This window comes from Acinetobacter sp. 778_lipA, from assembly GCF_058242985.1.
In genome coordinates this window covers 3,294,195-3,311,299 of sequence record NZ_JBZAYT010000001.1, presented here as the reverse complement: position 1 = coordinate 3,311,299, position 17,105 = coordinate 3,294,195, and the positions used below count along the sequence as shown (strand labels likewise).

At 39.2% G+C, this 17,105-nt stretch carries 12 protein-coding genes; 3 read left to right on the top strand and 9 right to left on the bottom strand.

Going from position 1 to position 17,105, the window contains the following annotated elements; all coding sequences use genetic code 11:
- Positions 1-157: 157 nt before the first annotated feature.
- The gene (locus tag AC4CUY_RS15660; protein WP_336951924.1) at positions 158-541 is read right to left on the bottom strand and encodes a hypothetical protein; all 384 of its coding nucleotides are present in this window, start codon (positions 539-541) and stop codon (positions 158-160) included.
- Between the two features lie 364 nt (positions 542-905).
- Between AC4CUY_RS15660 and AC4CUY_RS15655 the strand changes: the two genes are divergently transcribed.
- Together AC4CUY_RS15655 and AC4CUY_RS15650 are read left to right on the top strand one after the other, a co-directional pair.
- Positions 906-1,913 carry a T6SS immunity protein Tli4 family protein gene (locus AC4CUY_RS15655; RefSeq protein WP_490774377.1) on the top strand — a complete coding sequence of 336 codons (1,008 nt, stop codon included), beginning with the start codon at positions 906-908 and terminating at the stop codon, positions 1,911-1,913.
- Between the two features lie 2 nt (positions 1,914-1,915).
- Positions 1,916-3,823 (top strand): lipase family alpha/beta hydrolase, encoded by a 1,908-nt coding sequence (locus AC4CUY_RS15650; RefSeq protein ID WP_490774376.1) that lies wholly within the window; start codon positions 1,916-1,918, stop codon positions 3,821-3,823.
- 130 nt (positions 3,824-3,953) lie between these two features.
- On the opposite strand, the gene AC4CUY_RS15645 is transcribed toward AC4CUY_RS15650, so the two are convergent.
- The 6 genes from AC4CUY_RS15645 to betI all read right to left on the bottom strand — a co-directional run bounded on the left by AC4CUY_RS15645 (position 3,954) and on the right by betI (position 11,255).
- Positions 3,954-5,162 carry an MFS transporter gene (locus AC4CUY_RS15645; RefSeq protein ID WP_490774375.1) on the bottom strand — a complete coding sequence of 403 codons (1,209 nt, stop codon included), beginning with the start codon at positions 5,160-5,162 and terminating at the stop codon, positions 3,954-3,956.
- Between the two features lie 190 nt (positions 5,163-5,352).
- The gene (locus tag AC4CUY_RS15640; RefSeq protein ID WP_336951919.1) at positions 5,353-5,940 is read right to left on the bottom strand and encodes a TetR/AcrR family transcriptional regulator; all 588 of its coding nucleotides are present in this window, start codon (positions 5,938-5,940) and stop codon (positions 5,353-5,355) included.
- Positions 5,941-6,520: 580 nt separating this feature from the next.
- A complete protein-coding gene (locus AC4CUY_RS15635) occupies positions 6,521-7,315 on the bottom strand; it encodes a TorF family putative porin (protein WP_490774374.1) in 795 nt (264 codons plus the stop codon).
- A 67-nt stretch (positions 7,316-7,382) separates the two neighbouring features.
- The gene (gene betA, locus AC4CUY_RS15630) at positions 7,383-9,077 is read right to left on the bottom strand and encodes a choline dehydrogenase (protein ID WP_336951917.1); all 1,695 of its coding nucleotides are present in this window, start codon (positions 9,075-9,077) and stop codon (positions 7,383-7,385) included.
- Positions 9,078-9,166: 89 nt separating this feature from the next.
- A complete protein-coding gene (gene betB, locus AC4CUY_RS15625) occupies positions 9,167-10,639 on the bottom strand; it encodes a betaine-aldehyde dehydrogenase (RefSeq protein WP_336951916.1) in 1,473 nt (490 codons plus the stop codon).
- Positions 10,632-11,255: a transcriptional regulator BetI gene (gene betI / locus AC4CUY_RS15620; RefSeq protein ID WP_336951915.1), complete on the bottom strand. Its 624-nt coding sequence runs from the start codon at positions 11,253-11,255 to the stop codon at positions 10,632-10,634. The genes betB and betI overlap by 8 nt, the downstream gene beginning before the upstream one ends.
- Before the next feature lie 263 nt (positions 11,256-11,518).
- Between betI and AC4CUY_RS15615 the strand changes: the two genes are divergently transcribed.
- A complete protein-coding gene (locus tag AC4CUY_RS15615; RefSeq protein ID WP_336951914.1) occupies positions 11,519-13,111 on the top strand; it encodes a BCCT family transporter in 1,593 nt (530 codons plus the stop codon).
- 305 nt (positions 13,112-13,416) lie between these two features.
- Here the strand turns inward: AC4CUY_RS15615 and AC4CUY_RS15610 are convergent, their stop codons facing one another.
- A complete protein-coding gene (locus tag AC4CUY_RS15610; protein ID WP_490774373.1) occupies positions 13,417-15,585 on the bottom strand; it encodes a TonB-dependent siderophore receptor in 2,169 nt (722 codons plus the stop codon).
- A gap of 513 nt (positions 15,586-16,098) precedes the next feature.
- Positions 16,099-17,016, bottom strand: a complete 918-nt coding sequence (locus tag AC4CUY_RS15605) for a siderophore-interacting protein (RefSeq protein WP_490774676.1) — start codon at positions 17,014-17,016, stop codon at positions 16,099-16,101.
- Positions 17,017-17,105 lie beyond the last annotated feature (89 nt).

Below are 17,105 nucleotides of genomic sequence, written 5' to 3'. Positions count from 1 at the left end.
AAGTTGCTGTTGTCTAGAAGACTTCAAGCAACATGTTGGCCCCTTTATTTTGATAGATTGAGAGTAACAAATTGATGTGATTAAATTAAAAAATAGCTGTTAAAAATAGTCTATTCGATTCAATCATTACAGCTTGATTTATTACAGCGTGAATTGTTTAACATGCGATTGCTGCTTCACGTTCAAAAATAGATTCAACACTTTCAAATACCAAATGACAAGTTTGGTTTTGATATTGTCGCGCATAGCTGTTTACTGCATTTTCAAGCACTTGTAAAAAATCATTATAATTCTGTTCAAAGTCTAATAAGTCGAGTAAATCTGATTTTTTGCTGTTATGGCAGTTATATTTTTGAATAAAATCAAGCATTATTTTTTGAATAGGGGCGTGAGTAAAATAAATTAAATAAGTCGCTGCCGAACCACAATGCAAACAACCTTGTTCAAGATAAATTTCTTCACTGTTTAACCAGCAACATTGTAAGGTAAAAAATGCTCGAATCGCTTCAGTCGCTAGAGTAGGCTGTTCCAAAGTGTTCACCAATCTTTAGATAATGAAATTGATAATCATTATCAATTATATTTTGCAAAAAGTCTATTTGATAATCATTAAATTTCTTAAATGGTGTGTTGAAAGCTGTATTGTGAAATTTAAAAAGCTTTTATAAGAAAAAATCGATTTAACAAAGACTGCAACTACAGAGTTCAAATATACCAATTATTTTTAATAGCTTAATAATTAAATGATATTTATTGTTTTTTTGAGATTATTTACATTTTGTGTTAAGTTTTGCTTATTAATTTTAGGCTATAAGAATAAATAAATGTTGAACAATATTTTTACTTTCTTCAATAGCTAAAAATACTTATACATCTGATAACGCTTATCTAAAAAGGAAATATTAATGAATAAACTATTTTCTTCTTTATTACTCACCACTTGCATGATCACGACAAGTTGCGCATTTGCACAATCAGCAATAAAAAATACTGGAAATAATATGATCAATTTAGAAAAAACTAAAACTTATTGTATTGGGCGTTATGTGGTTGATATTCCTGCTGAGGCTAATCCATTAGAACGTTATGATAAATATGATTCTTTTACTATTAAGGTTCAAACTAAAGCAACACGTCAAGATTTTGATGAAGCAGTTCAAAAAGTGAGAAAAGAATATTCTGAAGACGGTTGGTTTATCACTGATGATCCTCAAGAACAAAAAATTGATGGACGTATTGCTAAAATTATAAAAGGTAAAAAATCGAATGATAAAGGACATCCCTTTACAGTCTTTGGTTTCGTATGGGATAAAAATACTTTATTTTTAATTGAAGGAGGGCATAGTGACTCCCCTGCAAGAACCAAGAGAAGTAACGAGGCGATTCATAATTTAGTGAAAAATTTACGCTATCGTAATGAACATGAGATTCCCAAGGAAGCAGGACAATGTATTTACCAAGGCTTTATTAAAGATCAAACCAAACAGTACCGCTATAGTATCCAAAAGCTTGGTTTTAGATTTAAGGACTATCCAACAGTGGTGTTACGTTTTGAGGCAGAAACAAATGATGAATATGTCTTGCCAATGATTCCACGGATAGAAAAAAAGTTTAAAGAGGTCGGGCAAAGCCAGCGTCAAATTGATAAAGGCAATATTCGTAAAGGTGAAAAAAATACCGCGCATTTAACGGGACAAGAATGGATTTCAGTAGAAAAAATGAAAGGGAAAAATGGCATTAGTGCCTTATGGGAACATACAGGCAGTGCCAATAATAACCAAGATCCATTGATTAGTTTTGAGGTAGATACGGCACGTTCTTCACCTCTTACACAGAGCAGTAGCCTAGAACAATATGATGCCTTAAAACTATATGAATCGATTCTAAAAACCATCCGTAAATTCGGAGAATAATAATGTCAAATAATGTCCATCGTCATGAAGCCTATGAAATACTTTACGAATCTGGAAGTGTGTCTTATGTTTCATATACCACACCAGATAGTGTTAATTCCGAGTGTGTAATTCCTGCACCTGTCAAATATGTTGTGCCGATTATTTTTATTCCAGGGATTATGGGGTCAAATATTAAAGATACCGCTGATGATAAAGAGGTTTGGTATCCCCGAATATCACTGTCTACAATTATTGAATACAGTAAACGAGATGCACGAGAACGACAGATTGCCCTGAACCCAGCAACAACTCAGGTTGGGTATGATGGCGATGTAAAAATAAGTAAAAAAGTAATTCCGCATATGACCAAAGACTTGGCTTTGGCACGCGGTTGGGGTTCAGTGATTACCATGGGTTATGCAAATTTACTGATTTATTTGGAGAGTAATTTAAATCAACCCTTCAAGAAATTGAAAGATCAAGAGAAGGATAAGTTTAATGGTACAGCTGAATGGGAAAAAATTGTCCAACCCGGCAATGCAGATACGGAAAAAATACTTAAAAATTGGTCGTCGCAAAAAACCGTTGAATTATTAGGTCTAGAACAGCATGAGGAATTGGCAGATTATGCTTTTCCAGTGTTTGCCTGTGGCTATAACTGGTTACAAAGTAATATGAAGTCAGCAGATCATGTTGCAGACCGACTGAATAATCAAGTTATGGCGCAAGTTAAAAAAGAATTTCCTACAGCAAAATTTAAAAAATTTATTATCGTTAGCCACTCTATGGGGGGCTTAGTGACTCGCGCCTTGATCCAAAATGCTAAGGTTAAAGATAAGATTGCTGGTGTGATACATGGTGCGATGCCTGCCAGTGGTGCGCCAGCAGTATATCAACGCCTCACTGTAGGCTGGGATGGTTGGAAAGCCTCAACAGGACTTTTCAAAAGTGCTGTGGCTTGGGCAACCAAATTTATGTTTGGGAATACTTCTGAACGTCTCACCGCAACATTGGCAAATGCGCCCGGTGGCTTAGAGTTATTACCTTTTTCAAATTATTCCAATGTTGGGGATTTTCCCAAAAATTCTCAAGCATGGTTGGTCATTAAAGCGAAAACGCCTACAGGTGAAATGACTGCCACATTGCCAAAAAGCAATGATCCTTATAATGATCTCTATAAAAGAAAAGACTGTTGGTGGGCGATGATCAATCCTGATTTTATCGATCCTGCTGGATTGGTTGCAAAAACGGTAGATAAAGAAGGATATGATAGTATTTTTGATGTTTATAGGGATACTTTAGTTATTGTAAAAAAGTTACATGATCATATAAAAGATACTTATCATGCCAATACTTATGCAAGCTATGGTGCTGACGAAGGGTTTAAAGCATTTGGTCAAGTGGTGTGGCGTTGTAAAGAAGAGCTAAATATTAGCAGTGAAAATGAGCTAATTGAATTAATGAACTTATACGGCAAGAAAAATTTAATTGAACTCCCAGATATAAAAGATCGAAGTGATATAAAAGAAGACGATGTAACACCTGTTCCGGAAGATGATGCTGAATTAAGCATAAAAGGTTCGAAAATCCATAATTTATTAGACAATGCCTATAAAAAAGATGGCATAAGGGAAGTCTTGCTAGATGAAAAGTCAAAAATTTCTAAAACCAATAAAGCCACGTTTTATTTAGATATTAAGCCAACCTCAAAGGGAGATGGAACGGTTTGTTATCAGTCTGGACAGGATGTGCGTGCTGATGGTCGTAGTCCAATTGAAACATTTATTATCAATGGTTATGAACATGCAAGTAGTTATGATAATGCGGATGTTCAATTAAATACCATCTACTGTATCGCAAATATTGTTGACATTATGAAGCAAGCTTCAGCAGCAGAAGTGTGTAAAAGTGAAATAAACAGACCATAAGCTAACTTTAGTAAACCAAACCATAGCTGTTGTTTAAGAGATTGATCAAACAGCACAGTCAACGATGATGGCACTGTTTGATCCAATAGATTTTGTCATCAGAACATGCAGTTAAATGACGGTTTTAAACTTATTTGCTGTTTAAACGATGCCCCGATTTAAAACCATTTTCACTTGCTAAAAATACAATACATAACCCCAATAATGATAAGGCGATGATACAAACAAAAAATGAGTCTATTCCTACATTTTGCAGTAGGATGCCGCCAAAAATACCGCCCCCTGCAACAGCAAGATTGAACACTGTCACCAGCATTGATTGGGCAATATCTACATTTTCACCTGCAACATCTGCTAGCGCAGTTTGTAGTAGAGTTGGTGCACCACCAAAAGTCATTCCCCAAAGTACGATACCTAGCATCACAAGCCAGATGTGATGACCGCTCAAGCCCAGGAAAAGAGCAGCGATTGCAAAGCCTGTTAAACTGATCAGGATTAATTTGCGTAATGATCTATCTATCCAAATCCCTGTAATCCAAATGCCGAATATTGAAGAAAGACCAAAAATAAGCAGGATAAGATCAATATGCTCACTCAGCTGAACAGCTGATAAATAAGGAGAAATAAAGGTATAAAGTATGTTATGTGCCAAAATCCAAACAAAAATAACTGTCAAAATTGCGCCTATACCAGGGTGAACCAAGACTTTGAGGATAGACTGTTGCTTACTCGGGGGTTGTCCAGCCAAATGAGGAAGGCTTACTTTAATCCAGATGATTAGGATTAAGGCAAGCCCTGAAATCATCCAGAAAACCCCACGCCAGCCAAACAGATTGCCCAACCAAATGGCTAAAGGCACACCCATACATAATGCGATGGGTTGACCAACCCCAACGATTGCCATCGCTCTGCCTTGTAGATGGGCAGGAACCAGATTTCGAGCATAACCAGCCAAGATACCCCAGATAATTCCAGCAGACATTCCGGCAATAAATCGTGAAATCAGGATGACGATATAGCTAGAAGATAGCGCTGTTAGACTATTGAAGATAAACAAGCCGGCGATTGCCAATAATAATAAAGGTTTTCTTGACCAACTTCGTGTTACAGCAACCACAGGGATCGCCGCAATGACCGATCCTAAGGCATAAACTGAAATCATTTGCCCTGCTAAAGCTTGAGAAACTTCTAAGTCATGACTGATCAATGCCAATAAGCCAGCTGGTATGATTTCCGTCATAATGGTAATAAAACCTGCAACCGTAAAGGCCAATAATTTCCAAATTGGTAAGCTTGACGCAGATCGATTCAGCTCTGGTCTGTTGTTGAGCTGATTCATGCGTGATACCTCTGTGTATGATTGACAGAAAGATCATCTCGCTTAAGGAATATAGGCATCACAAAATATTGAAGATAAATATCCATACTAAACACCATGTTGTCATTATAATGGAACGATCGTTCCATTTTAGGGTAAATAAAATCCTCAGCATTGCAAATTGGACAGTCTGCTAAGGGGTAACTCGAAATTAATACAAGATATTCAATGCTACTTCAGCAACATTCTCTAGATATTGCTGACGATTTTCTGGGCTACAGCCTTTACTTAAAACGCGAATGCCTTGAATGGTATTCACGAAAAAAAGAGCTAAAGCTTGTGGCGAACTATGTAGGATGATTTCACCAGATTGCTTTCCTCTGATTATGAGCTGTTCTAGTGCAAGTTGTAATCGTTCAAAATTATACGTGACAGATTCAGCTGTCTTTTGATCATGTCCTGCTAACTCCAAACAGGCATTGGCCATTAGGCAGCCCCGTTGTTGCGGATCGTTTAATTCATCTTCAATGATACGAGATAGTAATTGTTGGATGATACTTTTGACTGATCCATCACTGGATAATAAGTCGATATTTGATTTACTAATCAGGCGTTGATAGCGAGATAAGGCTTGTTGGTATAGCTGCTCTTTATTGTTAAAGGAACTATATAAACTGCTGCGTGAAAGTCCAGTTTCCTCAACCAAATCTTGAATGGATGTCGCTGCAAACCCTTTACGCCAGAAAACTTGCATAACGGCATTTTCAACTTCTTCTGGATCAAACGCTTTAGTGCGCATAATGTTAATTCATACTGGAACAATCGTTCCTGATACTTTATACAAACAATCAATGGCTGTCTAATGATAATTCAACAGTATGGGGAGATTTGAGTTTGCTTTATTGAATTAAGCCAAGATATAAGTCAACCTGTCAAAAAAGCTCAGACATAATAATATAATTTTTTTTAATGAATATTTTTAATTAAATCAATTGCATGAGAAAATAAATTATTTAATTATAAAAAGCTTGCAATGCCACACCTTACATTCAAACTTTAAATAGCTTTGCGTAGGCGATGCCTCACTTTCGTAAGAGGTGCCAAACCTTGCGTTTCAAACAAAGCAGTGCTTTGTTTTTGCTCATGTTGGGCGAGGGGTAGGATCACCATCTATAATTCAAAAGTAAAAAAAATGAATTGATACCCAACAGTTTCTAAAAGCACATACAAAAACATAAGTTCATTTCTGATCAATGACTTGATAGAAATCACTTGTATGAATAATTAAGGGGGTGACTATAGACATTAAAAAACCACGCTCTTGGAGGGCATGGTTTTTGGTTAATCTATAACAGGTTACTAAATATCTAAACTTTAGCTTAAAACTTTTTAGTGAGTGAAAAAGTGAGGGTAGAATCAATTGGATTGGAAACTTTGGCATTGTGATTGCCATTGCTGTATTTTTGATAATATCCGTTTTTGTCCCATGCTTTGCTATAACTTAAACTGGAAGATAAGCCATAAGGTAGCACTTTATTAATGGCAAAACTGGCATCTTGAAAGCTTGCGGCAGAAAAGTTTTTTATACGTTGATTGCCATAATGCATATTCACCGACCAGCCTTGAGCGATGGGTTGTAACCAATTTACATCTAAATAGCCTGAACCTCGAGAGTGCTTATTGGAACCAATTGCTAAAGTGTCAGAATTATTGCCAAAATAATCTTGGGTATAGGTGATTGCATATTTAACACTCAGCGGACCATAGCTGATTTCTGGAATAATTTCACCATAATCAAAACGGGTATGACCTGTTTCAGCAGTGGTTTTTGCCCCAGGATAGTAGTAATAAGCGACTTTAGTAGCCAGATTTAACTGACCGAAACTACGGCTATAACCAGTATAGACATCCCATTCAACATTGGCATCACGGATGAAGTCATCACTCACAGTAGAAGCCCAAGTTCCTGCATAAAAACCATTGGGATGTGCATAATCAAATCCGCCTTGTATAGCAGGGTTGCCCCAGGTCTGTTGAAAACCACGTGAGATATATTGGCTGGCCACTGTCAAATTTGCACTATAAGGAGATGGTGTTTCTACACCTGATTCATTGGCATGTATGGTTTGAAAAAATAGACTCAAAGGGATGGTCAATAATAATTTTTTTCTCATTTTATTCGTCCTTGCAAGATGCGACACACTCAGTCAAAACTCAGGTGTCGCTAAAATATGAATACTTTTACACGATCGGACGTAAAGGTGCTTTGCGCACGGGTGCAGTGCCAGCTTTGTAATAACCCGCTTCAGAACGTGGCAATTTTTGACCACGAATTTGATCTGCGATTTTTTCAGCGATCATGATCGTTGTGGCATTTAAATTTCCAGTAATGATCAGTGGCATTATCGAAGCATCAACAACCCGCAAGCCTTGTAGACCGTGTACACGACCTTGACCGTCAACCACTGCCATTTCGTCTTCACCCATCTTGCAACTACATGAAGGATGGTATGCCGTTTCAGCATGGTTGCGCACGAAGTCATCCAGTTCCGCATCAGTTTGCACCTGTTTTCCAGGACTGATTTCCTCGCCACGATATGCATCCAGTGCAGGCTGTTGCATGATTTCACGTGTGATGCGAATGGCATCACGGAATTCACGCCAGTCTTGCTCAGTCGACATATAGTTGAACAGGATGCTTGGATGCTCAAAAGGATCTTTTGATTTCAGCTTAATTCTACCACGTGAAGGTGAGCGCATAGAACCGACATGGGCTTGGAAGCCATGTTCTTTGACGGGATTACTGCCGTTATAGTTAATCGCAACAGGTAAGAAGTGATATTGAATATTTGGCCAGTCAAATTCATCTGAGCTGCGGATAAAACCACCTGCTTCAAACTGATTACTTGCGCCAATACCAGTCCCATTAAATAACCATTCAGCGCCAATCGCAGGCTGGTTAAACCATTTTAAAGCGGGGTAGAGTGAAACAGGTTGCTTACATTTGTATTGTAAGTACATTTCCAAATGGTCTTGTAAGTTTTCACCGACACCCGGTAAATCATGTACCACGTCGATGTCCATCGATTTAAGGAAATTACTTTCGCCAACACCCGAACGTTGTAAAATTTGTGGGGATGCAATCGCGCCTGCACAAAGCAAGACTTCACGGTTTGCGCGTGCTTGTGTGAGATTGGCTTGATCTGCACCAATAATATATTCCACACCAATGGCGTGTTTTTGATTAAATAAAATTTTATTGGTGGTGGCATGGGTCACGATAGTTAAATTAGGGCGACCCTTTGCCATGTCTAAATAACCACGCGCAGTACTAGAGCGACGGCCTTTTGGTGTCACAGTACGATCCATTGGACCGAAACCTTCTTGTTGATAACCATTCAAGTCATCTGTACGTGGATAGCCTGCTTGTACACCTGCTTCAACCATGGCATGGAACAAGACATTATTGCCATTTTTAGGGGTTGCCACAGATACAGGGCCATCGCCACCGTGGTAGTCATTGCCACCAATATCGCGGGTTTCAGCTTTTTTATAATACGGTAAGCAGTCTGCATAGCTCCAGTCTTCTAGCCCTTTGAGCGTCGACCAGTGATCTAAGTCCATCGCATTACCGCGGATATAACACATCCCGTTAATCAATGATGAACCACCTAAACCTTTACCACGGCCACATTCCATACGGCGATTATTCATATGTGGTTCAGGATCAGTGAGATATGCCCAGTTGTAACGGCGTCCTTGTAGTGGATAAGCCAACGCTGCTGGCATTTGAGTACGGAAATCTAAACGGTAGTCTGGGCCACCTGCTTCCAAGAGTAAAACTGTAATGTCTTTGTCTTCAGTTAAACGTGTTGCGAGCACATTTCCGGCAGATCCTGCGCCGATGATAATGTAGTCATATGCTAGAGTATTCATAATTATCCTTTTTGTATTTTTAAAAGTGCCAATGCAATCAGGTGATGACATGGCACATAGGATTGATATACGGAGAAAGCCTGAGTGCATTAAAAAATGCTTTGATACTCACCTAACTCAACTTGAACTGACTTGATACGGGTGTAATGTCCAAGTGTGGTTAAACCATTTTCACGGCCGACACCTGATTGTTTATAGCCACCCACTGGCATTTCAGCAGGGGATTCGCCCCAAGTGTTGATCCAGCAAATACCTGCTTCGATTTGATGAATAATACGATGTGCTTTGGTGATGTCTTGTGTGACAACACCTGCCGCTAAACCAAAAGTGGTGTCATTGGCACGACGAATGACTTCTTCTTCAGTTTCATAACTGAGAATGCTCATGACAGGGCCAAAGATTTCTTCTTCAACGATGCGCATATCATCTTGGCAGTCACTGAAAACTGTCGGCAACACATAAGCACCTTGCGCCAATTCAGCTTCTGTCGCACGACCACCGCCAATCAACAGTTTGGCACCTTGTTGTTTACCTGACTCAATGAACGACAAGACTTTTTCCATATGTGGGAAGCTGGTGAGTGGACCAAAGTTGGTTTGCTCAGCCATTGGATCACCAATACGGATCCGTTTTACCCGTTCTACAATAGCGGCTTCAAAATCTGCCAACAGGGCTTTTGGAACAAAAACACGTGTACCATTGGTACATACTTGACCTGAACTAAAGAAGTTAGCCATCACCGCAATGTCTGCTGCTCGATTGAGGTCAGCATCATCACAAATAATTAAAGGGGATTTACCGCCGAGTTCCATGGTCACTTCTTTGAGTGTAGAGCCTGCGGCACTTGCCATAACTTTCTTGCCTGTTTCAACACCACCAGTGAAAGAAATTTTTTCAATAACAGGATGTTCAGTTAACCATTGTCCAATCTCACGGCCTGCACCTTGTACCACGTTAAATACGCCATCTGGTAGTCCCGCTTCAGTATAGATTTCAGCAAGTTTGAATACGCTCAGCGGTGTGGTTTCACTTGGTTTAAAGATCATGGCGTTCCCAGCAGCTAGAGCAGGGGCAGATTTCCATAATGCGATTTGAATTGGATAGTTCCAAGCACCGATTCCCGCGACAACACCAAGTGGTTCACGACGGGTATAGAAAAAGCTTGATTCACGAAGCGGAACTTGCTCTCCCTGAATTGCAGTCGCGAGACCTGCGTAATATTCGAGGACATCAGCACCTGTGACAATATCAACGGTCGATGTTTCGCTAAAGGCTTTACCTGTATCGAGGGTTTCTAAGCGAGCGAGTTCATCATTACGCTCACGTAAGATGTCGACAGCGCGACGTAAAATACGAGAACGTTCCATCGCTGTCATTGCGGCCCAAATTTTTTGACCTTGTTGTGCGCTTTGAACAGCCGCTTCGATGTCTTGTTGTGATGCTTGTTGAAGGGTTGCAATCACTTCACCATTGGCAGGGTTAATACTGGTAAAGGTCTTACCACTGGTCGCTGCTACATAGCGACCATGGATGTACAATTGATGAACTTGTGAATCACTCATTCTGTCTCTCCTGCAAAGGCTTTTCCGCAAATTGTAATTGCGTTTTTACATAATCGTAAGCAATGGAACGTGCCAGTTGGCTGTCAAATTCATCATGACTGCTTAGACTGCCACGTAACCATAATCCGTCAATCAATGCCGCTAAACCACGAGCGGCAATGCTTGCCTGTTCTTTGTCCAATAACTTGAGAAAGTGAAACTTCAAGTTTGAGTACAGGCGTTGATCATTAATTTGTTGCAAGCGCCCAAGTTCGGGTAGATGCATGCTTGCAGACCAAAAGTCTAACCAGATGCGCATGGCTTGTTTATTGACCTGACTAATATCAAAGTTAGAATCAATAATCGCTTTAAGTTGGCTTTCTGGATGCTCGTCTGCTTCAGTTTTATTTTGGTCGGTTTTGCGACGTAAAACATTCAACATTTCTTGCATGCAGGTATTTATTAATCCCTGTTTATCACCAAAATAGTGACTCACAATACCTGTGGATAGCTCGGCTTTCTTTGCGATTTGTGCAATGGTCATATTGGATAAACCCACTTCATAAATCACATCAAATGCGGCGTTAATAATTTCTTCACGTCGCACATGCTCTGGTTTGACTCTACGTTTTGTCATGTATATCCACTTAAAGTGCTGAAAAGGCACTTTTTATTTAACATTACTCAATGTAGAACATCTTAGCATTTTTTTATAATACTTTTTATTGATTGAACGTTCAATCAATAAAAAGTATAATCTACAAAAATCAATAATTTTTTGATGAGTAATAAGAAATGTAAGTGTATACATCAACATTCTGATCCATCAGAATGTTCAGTAAAAAGAGTACATATCCTATTATTTTTTAAGAAAATACACCAATTGCAAGGAGCAATAGCATGGTGTCAAATAGCCATAAAGGATATTCATCCGAACGGATTCGGTTAAATTTATTTGTGTTTGGAAGTTCTGCAATCAGTATCGGTATTTTTGGTCTATTGTTTGTTTTATTTCCAAAAAAAAGTCAGTTTTGGCTAACCTATGTACAAGAGCAGGCCAATCAACTCTTTGGTTGGTATTACATGCTGGTGATTGTGGCATGTCTAGGTTTTGTTGGATGGTTGGCTTTTTCTCGTGCTGGACAACTTCCACTTGGAAAAGATGGCGATAAACCTGAGTTTGGTTACTTGGCTTGGGTATCTATGCTGTTTTCCGCAGGTATCGGTATTGCCTTACTGTATTATGGTGTTGCTGAACCTGTCGATCATTTTTTAAGACCACCTGAAGGCGAGGGTGGCACAATCCAAGCTGCCAGAGATGCCATGATGTATAGCTTCTTACATTGGGGTATACATGGCTGGGTGCTCTATGCCTTGTTAGGTGTCACTTTGGGCTATTTTGCTTTTCGCTTAGATTTACCCCTAGCTTTACGTTCTGCACTTTATCCAATTTTTGGCGATCGGATCTATGGTTTGATCGGTGACTTCGTAGATGGTTTTGGGATTTTAGCCACGGTGATATCTTTGGTCACCAATCTAGGTATAGGTGCTTTGGTATTGGTTTCGGGCATCAGTTATTTAGTCCCAGCCATTCCAGACAACAATGTTACTCTGATCGCAGTGGTATTGGTGATGATGTCTGTTGCGACCATCACCACAGTGGTGGGGATTGAAAAAGGACTGGCTTGGCTTTCACGGATTAACTTACGTTTACTCTATGGCTTATTGTTATTTGTATTCTTAACAGGCCCAACCAATCATTTGCTCAATGGTTTGGTACAGAACGTGGGTGACTATCTCAACCATTTTGTCGCGAAAAGTTTTGATGTGTATTTATACAATTCACAAGCGAAAGGCTGGCTCGGTTCTTGGACGGTGTTTTATTGGGCTTGGTGGATTGCTTGGGCACCTTTCGTTGGGATGTTTATTGCGCGTATTTCAAAAGGGCGCACCATTCGTGAAGTAGTCTTGGGTGTGTGTCTAATCCCTTTAGGCTTTACTTTGGCTTGGATTTCCATTTTCGGTAATACTGCAATTGAATTAATTTTGAATCAAAAACAAAAAGTTTTGGGCGATATGGTTCTCACCGATCCAGCTTTATCTTTGTTTAAGTTACTCGAATATTTACCTTTTAATCCTTATGTGGCTGGGATTGTTGTGGTGATATGTTTTGTGCTGTTTTTGACTCCAGTGGGTTCTGGCACGCTGATGATTGCAAATCTGTCTACAAAAGGCGGAAGTAATGAAAGTGATTCACCGATTTGGTTGCGAATTTTCTGGTCGGTGGTGATTACTATTGTCAGTATTGGTTTATTGTTAGCAGGTAGTTTCCATTCGATGCAAAGTGCTGTGGTATTATGTGGATTACCATTCTCGGTGATTATTTTGCTTTATATGTTTGGTTTAACCAAAGCAATTAATCAGGACTTAGCTGATCAAGCCCCCAAAAAAGTCATCAACAAACCCATTGAATCCTCAGATCGGAACAAATAAAAATCAGAAATACTATAGTTTTATGATTCTTCTTTGTGCTTGGTTTAGCTTTGCCTTTTCCTCCACTAGACAGTGAAAAGGCATAGCTAAAGATAGGGCTTGAGTTTTAAAAAATTCAATGCTCAAAATAAATAATAAAATCCGCAGATCAACCGGGTGATTTAAGACCAAATTAGGTTGATGTTAGCGTAGGATGAAATGAGATCAGTGATTTTGGAACAATAGTAAAAGCTGACTGAATAGTTGAAACTTCCCCATGCAGTATGATGTTTGTCTATTACCTAGAGGAAGTCAGTTAAACCTGATTAAAACTTATATTTAAGTCCTAAATTATAATTACGACCTTCGCCCCATGTATACGTGCTATACCAGCTAAAAATCGTATAATATTTTTCATCTAGAAGATTGTTTACATTAAAAGAAACGGATAATTGATCATTTACTTCATAGTTTGCCATTGCATCAAATAACCAATAATCAGACACCACATGTTTAACAGGATCTTTATACAGTGGATTGGTGACATCGCCCCAAGTATTATCTTGCCAACGTGCACCACCACCAACAGTTAAACCATCCACCCATTGATTGAGCTTATAGCTGGTATAAAGGCTAAATTCATTTTCAGGAGTCAAAGTGCTCTGTTTTATCCCATCTTGTTTAGAGATTTTATGATTAAAGCCAGCATGTAAATTCCAACCAGGACGAATTTCACCAGTAACTTCGAGTTCAGCCCCTTTGGTTTTGACACCTTGGAGCGCTTCAGATGCGACACCACCAGATGGTGTAAGGACGTTTGGAATCTCTTTCGCAAAATTGTCTTGTTTGAGTTGGTAATATGCCAAACTTGCATTTAAGCGACCATCAAAAAATTCACCTTTGATTCCAGCTTCGTAGTTTTCTCCCTCAAGCGGATCAAGTGTTTTACCGTTTGGATTTTGTGCAGATTGAGGTTTAAATATGGTGCTGTAGCTTGCATAAACTGAGTATTGGTCATTTAAATCATAAACCGCACCGACATAAGGTATAAAGATACCTGACTCTTTAGTCTCTTCTGACTTATAGTTTGCAATACGTCCACCCAAAATGACTTTTAAATCATCATGTAAATTCAAACGTGAGGTGAGATAAAATCCATTCTGCTTGGTGGTTTCATTGTTTGACCAATGATTACCTTTTTGCCAATCAGGCTCCGCAACGTTCCCATTCCATTGATAATATTGATCTACACTGGTTTTATAACCAGTTGGTGCACTATAACCATTATTTTTCCAAGTGCTCTCAGAAATGCTTGCGCCTACAACCAGCTCGTGTTCACGGCCAAAAAGTTGAAATGGACCTGTTGCATAGATGTCTGCAGCATCACTTTTGGTTTCGCCCTTATAGTTTCCAGCCCACATTGAAACACCAGTTCCCGTCGATGGATTTGGATGACCACCTGCCGCTGCGCCTAATTGTGCATCATAGCCATTGATTTGATGATTTAACTGGATTTTTGCGACCCAATCATTATCAAACTTATGCTCTAAAGTTGAGAAAATAGTTCGAGTATATTGTTCCCAATTACTCCAATTTGCACCATTGTTAAAGCCACGCGACATTTTATTAAATTGACCCGCTGAATTATAAATTGGGATACCGCCCCACGTTGAGCCCTTAGGTTTATTGTCTTGATAATCTGCGCCTATAGTCAGTAGGGTATTCTCAGTTAAATCTGCTTCTAATATGCCGTAGAACACAGGAGTCTTGCGTTCATAGCGATCTAATTGAGATTCTTTGTCTTGATACGCAGCAACGCCACGTCCACGAATACTGCCCGTTTGGTTAAGTGGACCGCTTAAATCAATTTGGCCGCGGTAGTTATTCCATGTGCCTAGACCCAGAGAAACATTCCCTTGAAAATCTTTGGTTGGTTTTTTACGAATCAAATTAATCGTTGCACCAGGATCACCCACCCCAGTTAAAAGCCCCGTTGCTCCTTTTAAAACTTCGATACGATCATAAATCGCCATATCACTTAGGGTATTTCCTGCTGAGTAGGCCGAATCACGATTCATCGGGATCCCATCGTACTGGAAGTTTTGTATTGCAAAACCACGGGAGTAATATTCTGTCCGTTCACTGTCATAGGTCACCACACTAACACCCGGGGTATGCCGCATAACATCATCGATAGAGTTGAGATTAAAATCATCCATTTCTTGGCGAGTAATCACACTAATCGTTTGTGGGGTTTCTTTGGGTTTTAAAACCAAACGCGTTGCTGTGGCAATTGAACCCGGAGTATAGACACCACTGTTTTCTGTAATTTCACCCAATTGGTTTGCTGTAAACTTGAGCGTTGGCAATGCAAGAGGTTCTGCATTATTTTGAGTTATCTCTTCAGTAGCATGCAAAAGGGTAGAAGCAACTACAGAAGTGAGACCTAACATGATCATTTGAATCATTTTTGACAGGTATTTTTTGTCTGCCATTTGTATTCTTGTTGATGACATCGAAAGCGGCCTTATAAGATGTGAGGAGTATGCTTATAATGTCGTTTGAGATTTAAAAAAGGATCAAATAAATTTATCCCTGTCATTTTGAGATTGCATGGGCCTATCTGTGAACGAGGGAAGATTGATTTTAAGCTTTGCAGTTGGCTAGAGAAAAATAAGCTTGGCAATCATGTTTTCAGCAATTACATCACCATGTTTTCGCCGTTGTTATAATTAGCCATCATGTAAAAATGTTGTAGTGGATTCGCTTTGGATCTTTAAGCAGACCATGATGTAAAGATATGCAACACAGGCTGTGCAATGAATAATATAAAGACTTGGATCGTAAGATCCAAGTCGAGTGCTGTTAATTGTGTTGGGTCATCATTGAGTTAGGCCATAATAATGCCAGAGTATCAACCTCAAAGATTGATTTACATTCCAAATACTCCCTCTAAATAATCGTCTTAAGAAAACTGAGATGGGGGGCAAATAGGTCAATGATTTCATTTAAACAGGCATATCTAGATCATCAAATGTTTCTAGCGTTTTACCTTGTTCTAGGTGTTTTTGATAATATGCGACTCTGCTTAGATCTAATGTTGAGCTGGACATGCCGACATTCCAATAGCCGGCCACACGAATATCATCTTTACTCAAATGACCGTGTTGGGTAAACAGCTTCCGTATCGCTCTTGCTTCATTACGTTCACAGGCTGCCCAAATGCTAATATCTTCACGATCTTTAAAATGTTCGGCAACTTTAAGTAGTAAGCCCAATTTACCCGCTTGCTGTGATTTTCCCCGATGGAGTAAATGCATATTTACGCCATGATGTTTTGGCAAATCATCAATAATATTGGCTTCACAACTTTCAATATAAATCTCTCCCTGAATCCCCATTTGCCATTGCTGTAAAATTGAATAGACGGCTGGAATGGCGGTTTCATCTGCAAACATCACCACGCGTTTAGCTGGGGTAAAATTGGGGAGAAAGTGCGGTCTTGGACCCGTAAGTTGAATTTTAGTGCCAATTTTTGCTGAATCTAGCCAAAGCATTGCTGGACTTGGGTCAGCATGTAGAACAAAGTCAATTTCAATTTGACGAGTACTTGGATCAAAGCAACGCACGGTATATACACGTGATATAGGTAAGCTGTCTGCTTGTTGATGCACTTCTAAACGAATAGCAAGGTTAGGTGTTGTCCATAAGTCTGGCTGTGTTGTATTGATTTCGCCCCGAATACGTACAATTGATGGAAAAGGATGAGAAATCGCCGTTAGCGTCATCTCAATGACTTCCAGATTCCGCATATGATCATCTTGTTTCAGTATCGCTTTTTGATCTGATACTGTTTTTTTGTCTGAAACCTTTTTTTGGTCTGGTACTATTTTTTGATCTAATGTCGTTTGTTGTTGGCTATTCATCATTAAGTCTACCTATCTTTATTGAGCAATAAACCACAATTGCCTTTCTTTCAGTGCTGAGCGGATCGAGAAAATCTGCATGGTGTTAA